This is a genomic window from Paracoccus sp. R12_2 (genome assembly GCF_017744015.1).
In the GTDB taxonomy this organism is placed as follows: domain Bacteria; phylum Pseudomonadota; class Alphaproteobacteria; order Rhodobacterales; family Rhodobacteraceae; genus Paracoccus.
Genome location: NZ_JAGHRA010000017.1, coordinates 58,737 through 79,502, shown reverse-complemented (window position 1 = coordinate 79,502; position 20,766 = coordinate 58,737). Strand labels below are relative to the sequence as shown.

The 20,766-nt window shown below is 57.4% G+C and carries 16 protein-coding genes; 5 read left to right on the top strand and 11 right to left on the bottom strand.

Features of this window, described 5'->3' with window-relative positions:
- Nucleotides 1–28: 28 nt before the first annotated feature.
- The 3 genes from J7359_RS17030 to J7359_RS17020 are packed head-to-tail and all read right to left on the bottom strand — an operon-like array spanning nt 29 to nt 6,040.
- Nucleotides 29–2,206, bottom strand: a complete 2,178-nt coding sequence (locus J7359_RS17030; protein ID WP_065331075.1) for a DEAD/DEAH box helicase — start codon at nt 2,204–2,206, stop codon at nt 29–31.
- A gap of 5 nt (nt 2,207–2,211) precedes the next feature.
- Nucleotides 2,212–3,519 carry an ATP-binding protein gene (locus J7359_RS17025; RefSeq protein WP_065331076.1) on the bottom strand — a complete coding sequence of 436 codons (1,308 nt, stop codon included), beginning with the start codon at nt 3,517–3,519 and terminating at the stop codon, nt 2,212–2,214.
- On the bottom strand, nt 3,497–6,040 hold the full coding sequence (locus J7359_RS17020; RefSeq protein ID WP_081285331.1) for a TerB N-terminal domain-containing protein: 2,544 nt from the start codon (nt 6,038–6,040) through the stop codon (nt 3,497–3,499). Before J7359_RS17020 ends, J7359_RS17025 begins: the two co-directional genes overlap by 23 nt.
- A 416-nt stretch (nt 6,041–6,456) precedes the next feature.
- Here J7359_RS17020 and J7359_RS17015 point away from each other — a divergent pair, with 416 nt between their 5' ends.
- The 3 genes from J7359_RS17015 (at nt 6,457) to J7359_RS17005 (ending at nt 8,911) form a co-directional block, all read left to right on the top strand.
- Entirely contained in the window at nt 6,457–7,038 is a 582-nt protein-coding gene (locus J7359_RS17015; protein ID WP_227511479.1) for a plasmid pRiA4b ORF-3 family protein, read from the top strand.
- Nucleotides 7,039–7,284: 246 nt separating this feature from the next.
- Complete coding sequence (locus J7359_RS17010) at nt 7,285–8,115, top strand: type IV toxin-antitoxin system AbiEi family antitoxin domain-containing protein (RefSeq protein WP_065331078.1); 831 nt, start codon at nt 7,285–7,287, stop codon at nt 8,113–8,115.
- Complete coding sequence (locus J7359_RS17005) at nt 8,105–8,911, top strand: nucleotidyl transferase AbiEii/AbiGii toxin family protein (RefSeq protein WP_227511480.1); 807 nt, start codon at nt 8,105–8,107, stop codon at nt 8,909–8,911. The genes J7359_RS17010 and J7359_RS17005 overlap by 11 nt, the downstream gene beginning before the upstream one ends.
- Before the next feature lie 13 nt (nt 8,912–8,924).
- Here the strand turns inward: J7359_RS17005 and J7359_RS17000 are convergent, their stop codons facing one another.
- The 6 genes from J7359_RS17000 to J7359_RS16975 form a co-directional block, all read right to left on the bottom strand.
- Entirely contained in the window at nt 8,925–9,323 is a 399-nt protein-coding gene (locus J7359_RS17000) for a hypothetical protein (RefSeq protein WP_227511481.1), read from the bottom strand.
- Nucleotides 9,320–10,054, bottom strand: a complete 735-nt coding sequence (locus J7359_RS16995) for an ABC transporter ATP-binding protein (protein ID WP_007120582.1) — start codon at nt 10,052–10,054, stop codon at nt 9,320–9,322. Before J7359_RS16995 ends, J7359_RS17000 begins: the two co-directional genes overlap by 4 nt.
- Entirely contained in the window at nt 10,054–10,788 is a 735-nt protein-coding gene (locus J7359_RS16990; protein ID WP_232272177.1) for an ABC transporter ATP-binding protein, read from the bottom strand. The genes J7359_RS16995 and J7359_RS16990 overlap by 1 nt, the downstream gene beginning before the upstream one ends.
- Nucleotides 10,789–10,877: 89 nt before the next feature.
- Entirely contained in the window at nt 10,878–12,833 is a 1,956-nt protein-coding gene (locus J7359_RS16985) for a hydantoinase B/oxoprolinase family protein (protein ID WP_209058340.1), read from the bottom strand.
- Nucleotides 12,834–12,837: 4 nt separating this feature from the next.
- The gene (locus J7359_RS16980) at nt 12,838–14,865 is read right to left on the bottom strand and encodes a hydantoinase/oxoprolinase family protein (protein WP_007120579.1); all 2,028 of its coding nucleotides are present in this window, start codon (nt 14,863–14,865) and stop codon (nt 12,838–12,840) included.
- An 87-nt stretch (nt 14,866–14,952) separates the two neighbouring features.
- Complete coding sequence (locus tag J7359_RS16975) at nt 14,953–15,915, bottom strand: helix-turn-helix domain-containing protein (protein ID WP_065331080.1); 963 nt, start codon at nt 15,913–15,915, stop codon at nt 14,953–14,955.
- A 551-nt stretch (nt 15,916–16,466) separates the two neighbouring features.
- Here J7359_RS16975 and J7359_RS16970 point away from each other — a divergent pair.
- Together J7359_RS16970 and J7359_RS16965 are read left to right on the top strand one after the other, a co-directional pair.
- Nucleotides 16,467–17,840: an aspartate aminotransferase family protein gene (locus J7359_RS16970; protein WP_040701702.1), complete on the top strand. Its 1,374-nt coding sequence runs from the start codon at nt 16,467–16,469 to the stop codon at nt 17,838–17,840.
- A gap of 402 nt (nt 17,841–18,242) precedes the next feature.
- Nucleotides 18,243–18,584, top strand: a complete 342-nt coding sequence (locus J7359_RS16965; protein ID WP_065331081.1) for a hypothetical protein — start codon at nt 18,243–18,245, stop codon at nt 18,582–18,584.
- A 59-nt stretch (nt 18,585–18,643) separates the two neighbouring features.
- Here J7359_RS16965 and sugE read toward each other — a convergent pair whose 3' ends face one another.
- Together sugE and J7359_RS16955 are read right to left on the bottom strand one after the other, a co-directional pair.
- Nucleotides 18,644–18,973, bottom strand: a complete 330-nt coding sequence (sugE, locus tag J7359_RS16960) for a quaternary ammonium compound efflux SMR transporter SugE (protein ID WP_017467358.1) — start codon at nt 18,971–18,973, stop codon at nt 18,644–18,646.
- Between the two features lie 32 nt (nt 18,974–19,005).
- Entirely contained in the window at nt 19,006–20,709 is a 1,704-nt protein-coding gene (locus tag J7359_RS16955) for an IS66 family transposase (protein ID WP_065331082.1), read from the bottom strand.
- Nucleotides 20,710–20,766 lie beyond the last annotated feature (57 nt).

Sequence of the window (20,766 nt, the reverse complement as noted above, 5' to 3'; positions counted from 1 at the left end):
AGCGTGGACCGGCACGTCGTGGACATATTCAAGTTCCTTTTTGAAGAATAGCTTTGACCAAATCGGGAAGTGCTTGTGTCGAAAGCTTTGAGGATTCAGCGTCCCGAACCAAAAGTTCGATAGTAAGAAATTGATGGAACTTATCTGATATCAGATTGCCTGCGCCTGCGAACAAATCGACGGGTGCGCCAGATCGAATATCTTCCAGCGCCGATCGAAGATCGGGCGTTTCGTCCCCGGCCTCTACAATCAGAAACCCGTCATGCTGTTCGACCGAAAACCCTTGACTTCTGAGTGCGAGCGCGAGGGTTGATGTCTTCACCGTACCGACCCGCGTCGCAATGACTGATGTATGCTCGCCGATGCTGTGCATGTTATTGGCCCTAAACCCCAGCTGTTCATAGTGAGCACGCGCTTCCTCGAGCATCATCAAAGAGACTGTGTCCATGTAAGCTGGGCTGGATTCCCCCTCGAGCACGGCGAACATTCGGTCGATCACCTTGTCATGAATGTCCCCCGCATCGCCGCCGAAGACTGGAGGCACACCAGCCTTAGCGGGTTTCACGACGATGACCTTTTCCCGATCATGGATTTCTTGAACTATCCAACGCCGCCCAGAAAAAATCAGCAGCATCCCAGGAGCAAGAACATTGTCGATCGGCAGGGTTCCAAGATCCCGCCCCTCTGCGACCAACCGGAACTCCTCAGGCGTCTGGAACACCGCATAGAAGCTGTAATGCTCAACCAGCTTTTCGCCCGCGGGTCCCAAAAGTAGCAGCCCGCTGCCGGCCTGTTCGATCAAGCCGGTTACTGGGTGGCCGATTGCACGCAACACATCTGCGAAGACTTCGGTTGTGACCTTCCGAAAGGGGCCTTCGCGGCAGAGCACGTTGTAGACCACGCTTGCAGACGCACCGCCGCGCTGCGCTATGACTGACAGTATCTGATGGACGAGTGTCGAGAGATGAAGCGCCTGAGGTTTTGGCGGTTCGCACCAGCCTTCAAGCAGGAGGTCTATCATCGCGATGGACCTGATCAGGCCGAGCCGAAGGCGATCCACGAAACTGCTCTCCGGCGTCAACTTGGCTTCGATAGCGTACTGCCTCAGAATGGCCGGCTGTCCTTCACGGCGGCCTGATCGGCCAAGCCGTTGTCGCAACGCCGCGACGCTGAATGGCGCACCGATTTGAGCCACGCAGGTCACGTCACCGATGTCGATTCCAAGCTCGAGCGTCGACGTGCAAACGGCGGTCGTCGGTTTCGCAGGGTCCTTCAAGCGCCGCTCAACGAAGTCACGGTGTTCTCGGGAAAGGCTCGCGTGGTGGGGATAGAATTCCTGCGGCAGGTGCTCCCGTTCGCAAAGCTCCCGCAACCGATCTGCGTAAATCTCGACCCGTTGGCGCGCTCCGGCGAAGACCAGGTTTTCGCTGCCTCGAAGATGCTTGAACAGATGGGCTGATATCGCTTCGGTTGCGGATGGGCTGTTTTCATCTTCATCGCCTGAGAGGTAACCACGAAGCTGAAGCCTCAATTCAGCCTCGCCGCCATCTGCTTCGATCAGCTGGACAGCGTTTGCGGCGTCAGGGCGAAGATAGGCCTTGGCGAGGTCCATGTCGCCTAGCGTAGCTGACAGACCTATCCGACGGATTGGGCGCTTTATCGCGAGCTCTAGCCGTGTGAGCAGTGAACGGAGCTGGACACCGCGTTCGCTATCCAAAACCGTGTGCAGCTCGTCGATCACGACTGCCCGCGTGGCCCCAAACAGGCGTGCAATTTCCAAACCGCGACGAATGAAAAGCGCCTCAAGGGACTCTGGGGTTATCAGCAGGATCCCTTTTGGGGATTTCAACGCGCGCGTCTTGATCGATTGCGAGACATCCCCGTGCCAGGGAACAACCGGAATCTCTGCTTCCTGGCAGATGCCCTCCAGCCGCATGGCCTGGTCCGTGATCAAGGCTTTCAGCGGACCGATGTAGAGCAGGTCGAAACCGGTGCCGCCCGACGGCTCGTCAAGCACCTGTGAAATCAACGGCAGGAACGCCGCCTCGGTCTTTCCGCCCGCCGTAGTAGCTGCAATGATTAAATCGTCATTGGTTTCGCAGATCGTCCGGATGGATCGCGCCTGGATGTCGCGAAGCTCGCGCCATCCTTGCTGACGTATCCATTTCTGCACAGGCCTCGCCAGTTTGTCGAACGCACTGCTCATCGGCGTCAGAGCTTGAAGCTGATCAGATCATCGTCACCAAGGTCTTGGGCACCAGTCGACTCGTCTACCTCGGTCATGTCTTCGCCGAGGTCTTCGGAGACTTCGATCTTTTCGATCAGATCGCTCCACTCGACACCGGGGTTTTGCTCGAGTACGGAAAGCAGGTTCACGAAGGCCGTCACCGTATTGCGCGGGGTGCGGAAGTAAGCTTCACCGATCCGGTCCGAACAATGCGCCATGAAGGCCTCGAGCGCGTCGTCCGGCAGAGCACCGGCATCGTCCTGCATGATCCGCCGCACATTGGCCAGAAGAACGAAGAGATCTTCAGGGGTCAGGCTGGCCAGCCGGACAACCGGTCCTGAAAGGTCGACCAATCCGTCTCGCGCGAAGGTGTTCTCGGCCAAACGCGATTGAAGGGCTTCGTAGCTATAGAGCCCTCGACGGGTGTTCATCAGAAACTCCGGGGTTCCACCCATAAGGAATCCGAGGTTCTCGGCGCTACCCTGCAGCACATCGTTCAGGATCCGGAGGATCTGTTCGTAGTTTGCATTGCGGGCCTGCGACGAAGTGAGCTTGTAGAGGTTCACCATCTCGTCGAGGCCGACCAGCAATCCTTTATACCCGGCCTCGCACACGAATGCCGACATCAGCTTCAGATGGTCATAGACACTGGCGTCGTCGATGATCGTTCGCACACCAAGCGCCTTGCGCGCGTCGGTGCGTGTGGCGAATTCACCACGCAGCCATCTCAAGGCAGCGGATTTCAACTCGTCGTCGCCGGTCTCATGGCCTTCCCAATATCGCCGGATCACCTCTGCGAATTCAAAACCCCCGGTGAGCTCTTCGAAGTGACCAAGGCGTTCACGAATGACAGACCCCGTGGGCGCATCGCGTTCCTCAGCATCGCGGTGTGCCTGGCTGACGAAACGCTCCACCACGCTGGCCAAGGCCCCGCCATCTGGCTTTGTCCGTGTCGACAGGTTTCGGGCCATCTCTGCATAGAGGCCTCGAGCTTGACCACCGGTCGCGTGAATGCGCCGGTCGGGCGCCAGGTCCGCGAACATCACCACCAGACCCTTTTCAAGCGCGACAAGACGGATCAGATTCATGAAGAACGTCTTTCCCGATCCGTATTCTCCAATGATGAACCGGATCGCCGATCCGCCGTCGGATATCCGGTCCATGTCCTTGACGAGCTCTTCAATCTCGCGGACGCGGCCGACCTGGATGTGACGCAGGCCGAGCTTGGGCACGACCCCGGCCCGAAGCGCCTGTACGATTGCATCGCGTTCACGTGGTTTCAACTTCGACATCCCTGCCCTCCGCACTCATCTTTTCTTTTACTGCCTCCGCAATCTCCGGAGACACGTCATATCCATCATACTCGTCGAGCAGCGCTTCATCGTAGGTCTCAAAAGCCCATTCATTCACGACTTCCAAAGCCCCGGATACCATCAAACCATGCGAGGCGCAGATCTTCTCGAACTCGGTCTCAGACCAATGCCCCCGGGTAAGTACTTCGAGGACAAGTGCGCCGTGTTTCGGGTCAAGCCCTGCCACCTGGCTTTGGTAGTCAGGCGTGGAGGCACCGCTTTCTTCCTCTTCGACATCGAAAATCTGACCGAGGACGGACGACACGCGCTCGGTGTCCGAACGGATTGCTGCGATCCGCGTAGCGTCGAGCTTGGGTCCGCTGGCTTTCTCAAGATCGGGTATCGCTTCGCCCGGACGACCCGGTTTCGAGGCACGAACAGTGCGAGGACCATCCGCAACTTCGCCAGCATGCAGGTCTGAGTAGGCAAGCGCAGGATCTAGACCCAAAGCCTTGTAGATTTTCTCGATGCTTGCAACTTCGTCGGAGTGAATAATGCCATCAGCATGTGCTGCACCAACCAGCGCTGCCCGCATAGCGGCCTGGCTGTCTTGGCCCACCTCCTTCAGTTTCCGCCGCAGAAGTGCCATGTCCGGTGGCACGGCCAGGAACCATTCAAGGTTTGCACGCAGCCTGCGGCGTTCCTGATCGCTGAGGGACGCGGCAGAAACCTGATCCTCCAGTGCCCTGCGTTCAGGATCCGCGATGCGACCATCCGCATGAGCAACGAACGACCCAAGTGCCAATTCAATCAGAGCGCTTCGATAGCTGTCGGAAACTTCCTCCAGTCTTTCGATGGGTTCGCCCAGGCTGAACAGGACAACAGGCTCCTCCGCCTTGGGCGACCGGAGCGCAAACCGAGGGTCGGGCGCCAGACCGAAACCGAGGCGGGCGAGCGCATCGGCCGCTCCTGTCATCTGCCGTTTCCCGATTTTCTCGCTCGTTTCTCCCTCCAGACGTCCGATCACCTCCTCAAGCGGCACCAATCCCCCCCGATCGACGATAGTGCTTGCCCAAGATTTCAAGCGGTCCATTTCCTCGGATGGGAAGGCATCCCACAGTTCAGAAGGCAGCAATGCATGAGCTTCAACGCTTCCGCGGCCATCAGGGTTTCGGCCCAGGAAGCGACTGAGCTTGTCGAGGTCGGTCATCACCTCGTCAGCCAACTCCTGGGCAATCTCAACCGGCTTGCGCAGGCCGGAAATATCGGGAACCGGCTTGCCGTCGACGGTTGGGTTGGCGGACCCCTGAAACTCGCTGGAGGCGGCCCGATAGGATGCCGTGAGAGATTTCCGGGGCTTTGTAACTTTGAGCCCATCAGGAAAACGCCGATCAAACCGCATACGGAAAAGAGCGACGAACTCGTCACGACACCGCGTCGCGGGAGTTCTCAGGTTTGTTTCCGGATGGCAGATGAACCAACTCAGCAACCAGTCAGCTGTCAGGTTCTCGCCTTTGTCGATCCGAGCTCCGATTGCGTATTTGAGTGAGAACGGAAGTTCCCAGCTCTGCCTCTCGAAAATCGGCTCGATAGCGTCGAGGTCGGTTTCGGCAAGCATCGCAATGTCGAGGAACTCGCCCAAATAGCGCCTGACGGAGTGGTTGTCAGGGTAAAGTGACTGCAGCCGCCGGACTTCCTGGACGATATCCTTGGCATCTTCGTTGGACTGATCGACGAAGAAGCGACGCTCCAGCCCGTAGAAGTACAGGAACATGTAGCCGGGGTTGTAGGAGGCGTCGTTGCGCCCGCTGGCCAACCAATCGAGGTAGGTCGCCCGGCACTGAGGTGAGATATCCGAGTATCCGGGCCAGTAGGGCATACCTTCACCAGCTTTGTCGGCTCCAGAGCGCGCGACAGACAGGGATGGATCGATATAGGCTCGGCACTTGTCACGATACCCGTAGGTGTTCAGCAAGGGAGGCGTGCCAACATAGACCATCCCTCCGATGGCGCGGCCGGCCACGCTAGCTGTTTCATTAGACGGGACCCACTCGCTTTTCGATGATCGGGCCGATGCGCTCGATGCCACTCGCGAGGGCTGGTTTCGTTCTGCGGCCGCGGCAAGTGCCGGCGCCGCAGACTTTCCAGCCCGAACGATTTCAGCGTAGTCCTGCTTTGGTGGGGAGTAAGCCTGCACGGCAGCCGGCTGTTTGGACGCGTTGGCTTCGCGGGTTCGTTCGCGCTCACGCTCGATACGCTTGTCGTAGGCACTTGGGCGCGGCACCGGCTCAGGTCGGGAGGGTAGGTTTGCGGAACTCCCCTCAGCTTGCGCCTTTGCAGCGACTTTCCGCGATCTCCGTTTTTCTTGCCACCAGACCAGAATGACGGGAACACCAAATGCAAACAACATCTGGCCGCCAATCGGCCAAGCCTGAAGCATTGTGGTCACCACGACCATGCATAAGAAAAAATATAGGACGAGAAAGAATGTAATTCGGAAAAACTTGATTATTGAAGACATTATCGGAACCCTCTTCGAACCACACTATTTTGCACAGCCATCTTTGCAACGACTAACGTCATGGTTGAAGCATTTCCCATGCTTTATGCTTGATTGGGCCGATGGCCACATACATCTGTTCGCACCGTTAAGGGCACACCCCCGCCCCAGTGACCGTAACCGGAACGGCCGAGATCGAGCCTTGCCACGACCATGCGACGGCTGGTTGGGCCGGCTCCGGAGGAGACTGCACTGCCAGCGGCACGTCGCAGGGAGAGGCGGCGTTTCAGCTCGGGGAGGGCGGCTGCGTGCAGCCGACCGAGTAGGGCGCGGTCCTGACCAAAGGGCAGGAGGGGCCAATGTTCCCCTTGAATGCTTCAGCTTAAGAATCAAAAATTACTTGAACGGCAGGGCCATTGAGACAGGCGGAACACACTTTGATTGAGCTGAAAATCGAACTTATTGGCATCAAACCACCGATCTGGCGCCGGATCCTCGTGCCGAATGACATCAGCTTGGACATCCTGCATTCCGTTCTCCAGGGCGCTATGCCTTGGCAAGACTATCATCTGCATGAGTTCGAGATTGGCGAAGACAGGTTCGAGGCCCGCGACGAAAGTGACGACAGCTGGGACCCAAACGATGGCCGGAAGGACGAAAAGAAGTTTGCTCTTGGAGAGCTGGTCAAGAAAGGCAGTCAGTTCACATATACTTATGATTTCGGCGATGGTTGGCGGCATCTCGTCACCGTTGAGAAGATTAGCAAACCAACCGGAAGACCAGATCTGGACTTCCCCGCCTGTGTTGCCGGAGAGCGAGCGTGCCCGCCAGAGGATAGTGGCGGGCCCTATTCTTACGAAGAATTTCTCGACGCGCTGACCGACAAACACCACCCGGAACATCGCGATACAAAGCAATGGGCGGGCGCGTTCGAACCGGAAGTGTTCAGCGTGCAGCAAGCCAATGCTGCCGTCGGTGCGATGTTTGTATGGGCAAAAGAACGCCACAATCGAAAGTGAAACCTGACTCTGGTTTGGCGCAGCGGCTTCGACAGGGGCACATAGCTTCGACTGTTCGATCCGAATGGCCGGATGTCTTCTCAGCCCTCCGAGGGCATCCACGCCCTGCTTTGCTGGTGAGCTTCAGAGTTGACAACCACCAGTCTCTTTGAAAATTCCAGAATTTGTCGATCCTTGACGGACTATCTCACAGGTTTTCACAGAAACATGTGGCCTCCTCTTTAAAAATATATCATTGTGTCGCGCATGAGTGGACAAGAACACGAAAAACTAAAGAGCCTTCTTGAGGCTGTTCCCACGGGGTTCCTCGTGGACTCCGCCTGGCTTGAGCACCACGGGATAGGCCGGCGTTCGTCCTACGCCTATGTCCAACGCGGCTGGCTAGAACGCCTTGGCCGCGGCGTCTTCCGCCGCCCGGCACCAGGCAACGCCACCACGAACACGCTCGACTGGAAGACCTGCCTGCTCTCGCTCCAGCACATCATGCACTACCCTGTCCATATCGGCGGGGTGACGGCATTGGGCCTGCAAGGCTATGCGCACTATCTCTCCCTCGGCGACAAGAGCACAGTCTGGCTCTACGGCTCAAAAATCCCCAACTGGCTCGAAAAACTGCCGCTCAACGCCGAACTCCGCACACGCAGCGTATCACTGTTCTCCGATCTTGAATTGGGTGTCGATGGCGCACGAAGGAATCCCGACGAGACAGCATCGTCCCTGCCCTGGGACTGGAAACTGGTGATGTCTTCGCCGGAACGCGCGGTGTTTGAGGCGCTGGACGAGTTGCCGGATCAAGAGAGTTTTCACAACCTCGACATGGCGTTCGAAAGCCTGACGACGTTGCGCCCGAGAACCCTCTCGGCACTGCTCAGCAGTTGCAAGAAGATCAAGGTCAAACGCCTGTTCTTCGTGTTCGCCGACCGCCACGACCATGCCTGGCGCAAGCGACTCGATCCGGAAGAGTTCGACCTCGGCAGCGGGGATCGCGCATTGGTCAAAGGCGGCAAGATACATCCGCGCTACAGGATCATGGTGCCCGAAGAGTTTGTAGGAAAGGAACGTGGTCATGGCGCATGAGGACTATGTCGCCCAAGTGGCGCTGCTCGTGCGGATACTGCCGTATGTCGCAAAGGAGAAAATATTTGCGCTCAAGGGTGGGACGGCCATCAACCTCTTCTATCGCGATCTTCCGCGCCTCTCGGTCGACATCGATCTGACCTATCTGCCTGTCAAGGACCGCGCCGAAAGCCTCGTCGAGATCAACGACGCGATGGACCGGATTGCCGCCGCCATCGAAAGCGGAATCACCGGCGCCAAAGCGCAGCGCATTTCCGGGGGTGGCGGCGGCGCCACGCGTGCGCTCGCCCGCCTCGGCACAGCCGAAATCAAAATCGAAACCTCCCCCGTTACCCGGGGCGTCGTGCATGATCCGGAACAACGCGAAGTCTCCGAAGCCGTCGAGGAGGCGTTCGGATATGCGACGATGAACATCGTTTCCTTCGAGGATTTGTTCGGCGGCAAGCTCCATGCGGCCCTTGATCGCCAGCATCCGCGAGACCTTTACGACGTCAAGCTGCTCTACGAGAATGAAGGCTTCACGGACGAGTTGTTCCGCACTTTTCTGATCTACGTCGCGAGTTCACCACGCCCGCCGCACGAATTGCTGAACCCAAACCTGATCGATCTGGATCAGCCCTATGTCAGGGAATTCGAGGGCATGACGAAGGAATCCGTCGACCTTGCGGAATTGATCTCAACGCGCGACCGCCTGATCGCGGACATCCAATCCCGCATGGATGAAGACGCGAAGAGGTTTCTGAGAACCCTGCATAAAGGGAAAACAAGCGCCGCAACAGCGACGAAACGCTTCTGAACATCCGCCTCGACTACCCGGTTGGCGTCACCGATCTGGTTGCCTTCCCGTAGACCAACAGCAGTGTATTCTGGATCACGAACCCCAAGGCAAAAGATGAAATCATCATCGCCACAGGCGTGGCATTGCGCATGTGCCTGAAGACAAAGAACTCGGAGGCGACGGCGATTGCAGCGCCGATCAGCAGCAGCAGCGGGATCAGCAAAATCGCCGGCGCTTTGCCCAAGAACATGACGGCAACTGCGTCCGTCGAGGGCACAATCAATGCAAAAACGCAAAAGGCGATGTATTCGCCGTGGGCGAAATTCACCAGTTTCATCACCCCGAAGATCAGAGCAATCCCAAGTGCGGCCATGGCATAGATGCCCCCAAGGCTCAGCGCATCAAAGAGCAGCTGTGGAACGGCGTTCATGTCGCATCCTCCGACTGGTTTTGCCCAAAGTAGGCTTCCTTAAGCAGATCGCTTTCCGCAAAGCCTGCCGCATCGCCATCGCCGGCAACATGACCCCCGCGCAGCAACACCATGCGCCCGCCAACCCGGGCCGCGCGGGCCGAGCTCTGTTCAACGATGATCAGGGTCAAGCCGCGTTCGGCCTGCAGATTGACGAGCGTTTCATAGACCTGATCGACAATATTCGGAGCCAACCCAAGCGAAGGTTCATCCACCATCATCAGTTTGGGATTGGTCATCAAACCGCGCCCGATCGCCAACATCTGTTGCTGTCCGCCGGACAGTGCTCCGGCATTGGCATGCCGCCGCTCACCCAGGATAGGAAAGCTCTGGTAGATCCCGTCGATATCCGTTTCAATCGCCGCCTTGTCCTTCCGGATGCCCGTGCCCACACGCAGGTTTTCCTCGACTGTCAGCGTTCCGAAAACCTCGCGGCCTTCCGGAACCATAGTCAGACCCAAACGCGCTATCGCTTCGGGCGAGCGGCCATTCAGCACATCGCCGTCCACCTCAATGCGGCCATGGGTCGTGGCAACGGCTCCGCAAATCGCCTTGAGCAGAGAGGACTTGCCCGCCCCATTCGGCCCGGAGATGAACAGCCTCTCACCCTCTTGAACAGTAAAGGAAACATCCGACAGTGCAGGCACTTTGCCATACCGAACCGCGACATCGAAAACACCCAGCTTTGACATCACGCGTGCTCCATGTTTTCTGGCGCATGCTCTGCGCCCAGATAGGCTTCGCGTACCGCCTGGCTGGCCAGGATCTCGGTCTTGTCGCCCTCTTCGATGATCTTGCCCGCGTCCAGAACATAGACGTGGTTTGACAATGACAGGACAAGCCCGACGTTATGCTCGATCAACAGGACACCGCAGTTCAGCTCATCCGCGATCCGCCTGATGATTTGTGCCAGATCATCCGCTTCGGTTTCGGACATGCCTGCGGCGGGTTCGTCCAGCAGCAGGTAATCGGGGGCAAACATCAGCGCACGCGCAATGCCGACCCTGCGCTCGTCCGTATAGGGCAGCCCGGCTGCGGGCAGTTCGGCAAGATGCCCGGCCCCCATCCAGGACAACACGCGCAGCGCTTCGTCTTCGGAGGCGCGCCGCGAATGGCCAAGGCCCACCCCGGTCACTGCAAGATTGTCCAGTACATCCAGCCCGGAAAACAAGCGCCCGGCCTGGAACGTGCGCGCAAGACCCCGGCGGCGAATGTCATAGGGCGCTTTGGCGTTGATGTCCTGCCCATCCAGCATGACCGTGCCTGACGTGGGGTCCTGAAAGCCTGTGATGATGTTGACGCAGGTGGTTTTGCCTGCTCCGTTGGGGCCGATCAACCCGACAATTTCCGCCTTCTTTAGCGAAATCGTCACGTCATCCAGAGCCTTGAAGCCACCAAACGCAACGCTGATTGATTCCAGTTCCAATGACAAAATCTTATCCTTCGCGTTCCTGTTCCGACCGTTGTGCGCCACAGCCGCCAACCGATGGCGGCTGTGGGTCCTGGTGATGCTCACTAGGTCCAGTGCGCCACGCTGCGCCGCTCGAAACTCTCGCGGAACTGTTCGATCGTCTTGGGCAGCGGCTCGCCGGTTTCCCAATCCAGGATCACCGCATAGCGTCTCACGGCGTCCATCGCGTCGATCTCGCCTTTGCGATACATCTCGGCAACCTTTTCAGGATCAATGCGGGCCCAAGCCACGCGGTTTTCACGAATATGCGCCCGCAGTTTCTCGGTCTCGGCCTCATCGACCTCATATTCACACAAGTCCGCATCAATCTCTTTGATCACAACGCCATAGTCCAACGCGGCTCGTTTGATAGAGACATAGTCATCCACCACATCCGTCAGAACAGCCTCTGTCTTGCGTTCAAGTGGGTCGCCAAAGCCGCCGCCCCCCGCGGTCGGGCGCGCAAACTCATCTCCCGAATACATCGGGAAGTCAGAGAAGACAGACCCAAGCCATTCGTGCGTGTCCGAGCCGGCGCGTTTGATGGTCAGACCATGCGGCATGGAGGGCAAACCGCCATCAACACCCCAGACGACGGCGCGTTCGCGGTCGCAGACATAGGACATGACGGATTTTTCACTTTCCAGAAGCAGGGAGGTTTTCTGCACCCCTGTCCCTCCGCGCCATTTGCCCGGGCCTGCGCTGTCTTTTTTGATCTGAAATTCAAGCGTCCGGGTCGGGTTGACCCGCTCGTTGCCTTCGTTGGGCTGAGACATGAGCCCGGTTCCGAAGCAGGCTGTGTTGACGTCGCTGCCATCCTTACCGCGCCGTCCGCCCCAACCGCCGGGGAGCCATTCGTAGAACAAGAATGTAGAGTCCTCCTCGCGCCGCTTGTCCGTGCCCCCCGCCAACAGGTATTCAAGGTTGAATGCACAGGCGATGGCGCGCTCCGGCATGATCTCCGACCACATCTCGAAAACCGAGTTCATGATCTTTTCAAACGGCATCAGGAAGCCGGTGACCGCCGTGGGCCACTGGGCACTGACCACCGAATTTTCCGGCGCAGCGACAGAGAGCATCCGATAGAAGCCGGAGTTCAACGGCAGGTCAGGAAAGAAGGTCTTCATCCCCGCGACGACAGCCGAGAATGTGGCTCCCGGCGCGGAATTGTACATCGAACCAATCGTCGGGTGGCTGCCTTCGAAATCGTAGTGAATCTGATCACCCTTGATTGTCATCTTGATGTGGATCGGGATCATCCCCTCGCCACCTGACGGGTCCCGGTCGATGTAGTCGACGGATTTCCATGTGCCGTCGGGCAGCGCCGCAATACGCTGGCGCACGGCGCGTTCAACGTAGTCCTGCACCTCGTTCATGCCCTGCTTGACCTGCTCGCGCCCGTACTTTCGCACCAGCCGCAGGATTTCACGTTCGGCCACCTGCGTGGCCTGTGCCTGGCTGTGGATGTCACCGATAATCGACGCGGGGTCGCGTGTGTTGTTTGCGATCAGGTTGGCAACGTCGGAACAAAAATCGCCGGCACGGAATAGCCGGACAGGTGTGATCCGAACCGCCTCGCGGAACATGTCTTTCGCCGTCACATCAAACGAACCGGGCACAGAGCCACCCAGATCAGACCAGTGCCCGTTTGACTGCGAAAACCCGATCAGCTCGTCTTCATCAAAGATCGGCCGCACCAGACGGACATCGCTGAAGTGCGTGCCACCTGCGTAAGGATCGTTGATCGCGTAGACATCGCCGGGCATCATGTCGCCCTTGAAGACGCGAATAACGTCTTTGCAGGTAAAGTGCAGCGTGCCGACGTGCACCGCGATGTCATCGTTGCCCTGCGCAACCGAATTGCCTTCGGCATCATGCAGCGCGTTAGAAAAGTCTCGGTTGTAGATCACAAAGGAGTAACAGGTGCGCAGCATCTGCTCGGCCATCTGGTCAACGGATGTGATGAAGGAGTTCTTGAGAACTTCAAACGTGACGGGATCTAGGGCTTTTGAATCACTCATAGTATTACTCCTGCACTCGGATGAGAATGTTCATGTATTGATCGACTTCAGCAGTCGTGTTCGGCGGAATTACGGTGGTTGAATCGAACTGCTCGACAATGGCGGGGCCATCAAAGGTCGCACCGGCGGTCAGGTTTTCACGCTCGAAAATCATCGCCGTGTGGGCCTTGCCGTCAAACCAGACATCGCGTGTCTTGTCGGTCTTGGGCTTGTTCTTCCTCACCTCGTGCTTTTGCAGCTCGGCCTTGGGAACCATACCCGTCGCCGTCAGCCCCACACGGAAGATCGACACCGGTGCGTCATCCCGGCGGAAGTTGAATTCGCGCTGGTGTTCGCTGTGGAACCCGTCGATCAAGGCCTCAATATCGGTGACCTTGGACGGCGCAGATACTGCCAAGGCACGCCATTGGCCCTGATACATCATCTCGACCGTGCGCTGCATGACAATGTCCTTGGGCGCTACGCCTTCGTGCTTCAAACGATCAGCGGCCATGGCCTCCAGCCGCTCGAAGGCGGCCTCCAAATCCTCCGGCTTGGTATCAGCCGCAGCAGCCATGAAGCTGTCTGAGAAGTCGTGCTGGATATCGACCAGCAGGCAACCCAGAGCCGATGTCACACCCGGATTGGGCGGGATAATGACAGTCGGGATCGACAACTCCTTGGCAATTGCCGCACCATGCAACGCCCCGGCTCCGCCAAACGCCACAAGCGCGAAGTCCCGTGGGTCATAACCTCGGCTAATCGACAGCAAACGCACCGCATTGGCCATATTTGCGTTTGCAACCGCAACCACGGCTTCGGCGGCTTCGTGCAGCTCCATTCCGAAAGGCTCGGCCACAGTCTCTCTGACCGACGCTTCGGCCAGGGCGGGATCAAGGGTAATCTTGCCCCCCGCGAGCGATGTGCCAAGGCGGCCCAGCACAACATTGGCGTCCGTGTTTGTGGCCACTTCATTGCCGTTCTTGTAGCAGGCAGGCCCAGGGAAGGCGCCCGCAGATTGCGGTCCGTTGCGCAGTGACCCGCCTTCGTCTTTCCACGCCAGAGATCCGCCGCCCGCACCAATGGTCAGCACTTCGATCGACGGGAACCGGATCGGATAGCCATATTCGATATACCAGTCTTTGGTGACACGCGACTTGCCTTCATACACCAAGGATACGTCCGTGCTGGTCCCGCCCATGTCAAAACCGATAGAATTGTCAAACCCGCAAAGGTTGCCAATAAAGCGGCTGGCAATCGCGCCCGCGGCAATGCCCGACCCTGCCAGACGCGCGGCAAAGTCTTTAACGCTGGCCGGGGTCATCACGCCGCCGCCCGTGTGCAGCAACAGCAGATCGCGTTCGTAGCCGCCGTCAGCCAGCTTACCCTCAAGGCGCGCTACATAATCAACGACCGAAGGCGACACGACCGCGTTTGCCATCGTTGTCGAGAAACGCTCGTGCTCAAAAATCTCCGGCAGGACCTGTGAAGAGATCGACACCGGCACATCCGGCATCACACTCAGCAGAATGTCTCGCATCCGCTCTTCATTGGCCCCATTGGTGTAAGAGTTCATAAAGCAGACAGCAACAGAGGCGACTTTGCGCTTCTTCAAAACATGCGCGATGCGCAGCGCTTCTTTTTCGTCCAGCTTTTCCAGAACCGTGCCGTTCGCGTCGACGCATTCACGGACGGTCAGACGGTCCCGACGCGGGATGTAGGGCTTGGCCACATCTTTGTAGGTGTCCCACAGATCCTCCTTGTTGGCCCGGCGGATTTCGACCACGTCGCGGAACCCTTCGGTGCAGATCATCGCAGAGCGCGCCAAATTACGTGTGATCAGCGCGTTTGTTGCCACGGTTGTCCCGTGCGAAAACATCGACACCTCGCTGAGGTCGATGCCGCCCTGATCAATCCCGTTGAGAATGGCAACCATCGGGTCATCCGGTGTCGATGACGTCTTTTCGATGCGGATCGCACCCGTTGTTTCGTCCATAATGACGACGTCGGTAAACGTCCCACCCACATCTACGGCAACTCTTGTGTTCTTCATGTCTACATCCTTCAAAAGACAACAGGGCATCAGGAAGGCGCCGGCGAAAGCCGACCCTACTTGGGGGTTTTCGGTTTTAGCTAAGGGTTACGGAGGGGCCGTCTTCTGGCCTTGCTGCGCGGCTTTGCGCGTTTCGGTCGGTGTGCAGCCGAACTGCGCACGATAGGCTTTGTTAAACTGGGATTGATCCGAAAACCCCCACCGATGGGCTATCTCGGCAATTGTGATGGGCCCTACGACGCTCAGGTCCTCGCGCGCGCGCACCAGACGCTTTTCGCGGATGAACCCGGAAACCGACCTGCCCGACTCCGAGAACAGTTGTTGCAGATAGCGCTGCGACACATTGCAGGCCTCTGCCACAAGACTTGAGGAGAGATTCTCATTGAAGAGGTTGTTGCGGATAAACTGTTCTGCGCGGTGCAGATGTGCTGCGCGGATTGTCGAGGTTTCGCTGTCCAGCACACGGTCATCTTTGCGGATTGAGAGGCACAGCAGATCAAGGATGTGCTTGCCAGCGGCCGCGCGCGCCTGCTCATCAAGCAAATCGACGTGCAGCGCCGTTGTCTTGACGGTATCCAGAAAATAACTGGCCACGCCGGCTGTGCCATCAAAACTCAGCGCGCCCAAACGGTCTGTTGGGCCGATGCGGGCCCGCACGCTTTCGGAAGACACCTTCAGCACCAACAGCTCGTTCGTCTGTTCATGCCAGAACTCGTAGGGCAAATCGCCCCGTTCTACCAGAAACTCGCCCGGTGAACATTTCGCCTGGCGGGCATTCTGGTCAAAGCCGACCGTCCCCAATCTTGGAATGGTAATCAGCAGACTGCTTTCAACTTCGTCCAGAAAGTGCCGCTTGTGCCTTTTGTAGAGAATGCCATCGCAACGCATCTGCGACAGACCGACGATACCGAGGTTCCAAGTATTGAGATCACCTGAAAAGGACTGGTCATCCGCCATCGTGGTCTCTAGGGGAAAGAACGTATCTGAGACAGCCGCCTGCCACTGGGTGGCAGTCATGAGCTTGTTTGCAGTTTTGTCCTTCTGATTCATCTAACGTCCCCAAAACACAAATGGCGAAAACACAACTGTCTCATGTGTTAAAATGATCGTAGCACCGTTCCGGCCAACCACTTTGGCAAAAAACGCACAAACTCTTGTGTCACGTGTCAATTCGCGCACTTGCGATTCTTTCATCGGGCCCAGAAAGGCCCTGGAAAATCCTAAATATCTAACTAAAACATATTTTTACCAACCATTTGCAGCGCGAGAACACCGCCAAATCGGGTCTTGGTTTTGTGAAACGGAAAGCTGCGAAGGCAACAACCTGAGCGGGATTGGGCCGCATTTTCCCCAAGATTCACGGCCGCTGCGCTTCAAAAAAACGAAGCATCCAAACAGAATCACAGGATGGAAGTGTCCTCAAACCACGACCGAAATCCCGGCGGGCGTTTCTGCTTCAAATGGGCGGCCTCGCTGGCCCGCAGACAGGATGCTCGGAACAAAACTGCTTGCTAAAAGCAAGAAAGCGGCGATAGCACTGAGGGCAAATCGCGGCCCCCTGCCGCGTGAAAAACGCCAACTTACAAGAAGTGATGCCTGCCATGGATGTGCGACCAAATTCAGACGAAGCCCGTGATATCGCTTATCATTTTCACAGCTATACCAATGCCGAAGCGCATGAAAAAATTGGTCCGCTGATCATTGAATCAGGCGAGGGAATCCACGTCACCGACTCAAACGGCAACCGCTATATCGAGGGCATGTCCGGCCTTTGGAGCGTGGCAGTCGGGTTCAACGAACAACGCCTTGTGGATGTCGCCAGCCGGCAAATGCAAAAGCTGCCTTACTACCACAACTTCTCGCACCGCTCGCATGGTCCGGCGATTGATCTTGCTGAAAAGCTGATCGAAATAGCCCCCGTGCCAATGAGCAAGGTTTTCTATACCAACTCGGGCTCCGAGGCGAACGATACGATCGTCAAGATGGTCTGGTATCGCTCGAACGCGCTCGGCAAGCCCGAGAAAAAGAAGATCATCTCGCGCCTGCGCGGCTATCACGGCGTGACAGTCGCAGCCGCGTCGATGACGGGTCTGCCCTATAACCACAAGTCCTTCGATCTGCCGATGGAGGGCATCTTGCACACCACTTGCCCGCACTACTGGCGCGAAGGTCAGGACGGCGAAAGCGAAGAAGCTTTTGCGTCACGCTGTGCCCAAGATCTTGATGATATGATCCAATCAGAGGGCCCCGAAACTGTAGCCGCATTCATCGCCGAGCCTGTCATGGGCGCGGGCGGTGTTGTTGTTCCTCCGGCGACCTACTGGGAGAAAATCCAAGCGGTTCTGGCGAAATACGATATCCTTCTTATCGCAGATGAAGTGATTTGCGGTTTTGGCCGCACGGGCAACATGTTTGGCTCTACAACCTTTGACATAAAGCCCGACATTCTCACCATGTCCAAGCAGATCACCTCCAGCTATTTCCCCTTTTCGGCTTTCATGATCAACGATCGGGTCTATCAGCCAATCGCCGACGAAAGCGGGCGCATCGGTGTTCTGGGGCATGGCTATACGGGCGGTGGCCACCCCGTCGGCGCAGCCGTAGCGCTGGAAAACATCAAGATTATCGAAGAGCGCGATCTTGTGGCCAATGCCGCCGAACGCGGTGCAGAATTGCAAGCTGGATTGACCGACCTGACGTCCCACCCTCTCGTTGGAGAGGCACGTGGCATTGGCCTCATAGGCGCACTTGAATTGATCGCCCCAGAGGGTAAATCAGGCGATTTTGCCCCTGGAAAACTCGGCGCCCAAATGAACGCAATCATGCTGCGCAACGGCCTCATCTCACGTAATATGACAGACGCGATGGCATTTTGTCCGCCATTGATAGTGGGCGCGAATGACGTGCGAGAAATCATCCAGATCACAAAAAAGAGTCTGGAGGAACTGGCCGCAGACATAAACGGGGCCGCCTAGTCAGGGGAACGACAAGCCAGAACTCTTACCCTTTCCCATCCGGGAAAAACTTGGGTCGGCCTGTCTACACATTTTCCGGGTGGCGCCTGTCACGCGAGCTGATCTTTACAAATCTCGTTCAACCAAGAGCTTCTTCGGGTGAACCTTTGCTGAGCGGCTTTCAGACCGGCGAGACTCCGTTCTTGTTGACGGCCTCTTCGTTGCTTTGGTGCGTTGCGGCGGCGCGGGCCGAGCTGTGACGCGCAGGACGCGGACGACATGCGCGACGCGCTTCTGCATGAGGCGGCAGAGGCGCGCCGCTTGCCCTCTGATCCTGACTGGGACGTCATCGAAAACTCCGGCCTCACCTGGGGCGGGCCGATCAGGGAGCAGGGTGGACCGTGGTAGGATCACCTGGAACGATTGGGCGGTTTGGGAGAGCGCACGCCCGACAACTTCAAGACGTTCGATTTCTTCGACGAAGATCGAGGCCTTGCCACAAGCGCAAAGACGCTCGAAACCCGCGCGCCGGGATATGCGGACCGGCCCAGCCGTATCTTTGGTGCATTGAAGCGCTATATTGATCAGATCGACAAGTTTGGAGGGGGTGTCGTAGGAGAAACAGTAATACTGCAAGCTCTCTGGGATTTCACCGTAAAGCCCTTCATCTACAAACTTCTCGGCCAGCTCCCGCAATGTCTCGACATGGTAGATGTCAATGTCATGCTGACCGAGCATTTCCTCGAAAGTGTATCCGCATTGTAAGCATCCAGGGAAGCCCCTCTGCACTGTGATCATAGCAGCTCGTTGATTGTCATTCGGCGCTAATGATTGGCCGTGGTTCCGACCAGTTTCAGCCCAACAATCCCAGCAACAATCAAGAGAAGACAGGCGACACGAGCCAAGTCTTTTTGCTCTCCCAAGATGGTCATTCCAATAATAGCAACGCCCACAGCCCCAATACCTGCCCAAACGGCATATGCAGTACCTACGGGAATGTCTTTCATTGCTTCAGCCAAGAGCCAGAAGCTTGCGATCATTGCGAGCACGGTCAGGACAGATGGCTGAAGTTTCGTGAAGCCTTGAGTGTATTTCAGACCAATTACCCACCCACATTCAAGAAGACCCGCAAAGAACAAGTAAACCCAAGCCATTTTACCTCCATAGGCGTCAATGAAAAGTTTGATCAGGCGGCGTGTTGATCCCCGACCTCAGCATTCTGCGCGTTGATCATGCCCTGAGATGCCCAAGGTAGCAACAGGGGGATGCGATTGACGGGATGATCCTGGATGCGTTCGAGCACCCAAGCGAGCCAGGCTTCGGGATTGACGTTGTTCATCTTTGCGGTCTCGATGAGAGTATAGGCGATTGCTGCGGATTTGCCGCCTGCCTCTGACCCCATGAAGAGGTAGTTCTTTCTTCCAACGGCCACAGGACGCACTGCCCGCTCGGCTGTGTTATTGTCGATTTCCAAGAAGCCGTTGTCGAGATAAGGCCGTGCCTTTGGCAGGCGCGCGAGGGCATATCGGATGGCCTTAGCCAGTGGCGTCTTGCCGGAGATTTTACCCAACTGCTCCTTGAGCCAGATCTCCAGATCATCAAAGATGGGCTTGGCGAGTTCCTGACGCAGGGCCACGCGCTCATGGGGTGGTAGGAACCGTGCCTGTGTTTCAACGTCATAGAGCTTTCGAATGCGCAAGACCGCTTCGCCCGCCACAGGCAGCTTCAGGCTTTCATACAGGGCATAAAACTCCCGTCGCACATGGGCCATACAGGCCATCTCCTTGATGCGCCCCGTGCGGTAGGCATCGTTATAGCCTGCATAGGCGTCCGCATGGGCGTAGCCCGTGTAGGATTTGAGATGTTCGCTCGGGTGTTCCGCACCTCGGTTGGTGGAGAACTGATACCACACGGCGGGTGGCGCGGCCCCGGACCAGGCGCTCTCATCTCGGGCATAGACCCATAGCCGTGCGGTTTTGCTCTTGTTTTTGCCACGCCCTTTGCCCTTCTGGAGCAGCTTGACCGTGGTATCATCCATGAAGATGGCTTGTGCCTCAAACACATGGTCACGGATGGCATCTGCCACGCGTTCAAGCAGCTTGGTGCATTTGCCCACCCAGAGGGCCATGAGCGATCCGCTCAGGTCGATGCCTTCGTTCTCAAACATCTGGCTTTGGCGATAGAGCGGCAGGTGATAGCCGTATTTGCAGCACAGGATATGCGCCATCAGCGCGGGACCCACAAAGCTCTTGGGGATGGGGCGGCTTGGCATCTCCGCCTGAACCACCTTGTCACAGCAGCTACAGGCCAAACGCGGGCGGTTGATCTGATTGACGATGTAATGGCCTGGAACATATTCCAACTCTTCCAGAACATCTGTTCCCAGCTCCCTGAAGCGGCCACCACAGTCTTCACAGGTCTCACCGGGGGTGATGGTCTTCTTGACCCGCTTAAGCCCCTTTGGGAAAGGCTTGCGTTTGCGCGGGGTGCGCGGCGGCTTTGGGACGTCTGCCTCGGAAGACGTCTGGCCCTCACCATCACCTTCAGTCTCTGCGGCTTGCTCGATCTCCAACTCTTCGAGGATCAGTTCCAGCGCCAGTTGCGCGCTGCTTTCCGACTTTGACCCAAAGCGGTGCTTTTTGTGACCATGCAATTGCAAGCGCAGATCAGCAATGAGGGTATCTCGGCTCTGGATGGCCCGCGCATGGGCGGTGCGCTCGGCAGCAAGGGCGGCTTCCATCTCATCCTTGAGGCGTTTTTGGGCGGAGGCATGGCTCAACGATTGGCCCAACAACTCCGCATCCTTACGGGCCAGTTCCGCCGCTTGTGCGGCTACAAAGGCCTGCACGTCAGGTGGCAGATCAGCCAGATTTGGAGGGGTCTTACGCATGCCATTCCATAGCAAAATCGGACATCAGGGGGAATCCCAAAACAGCAAGAAAGCCCA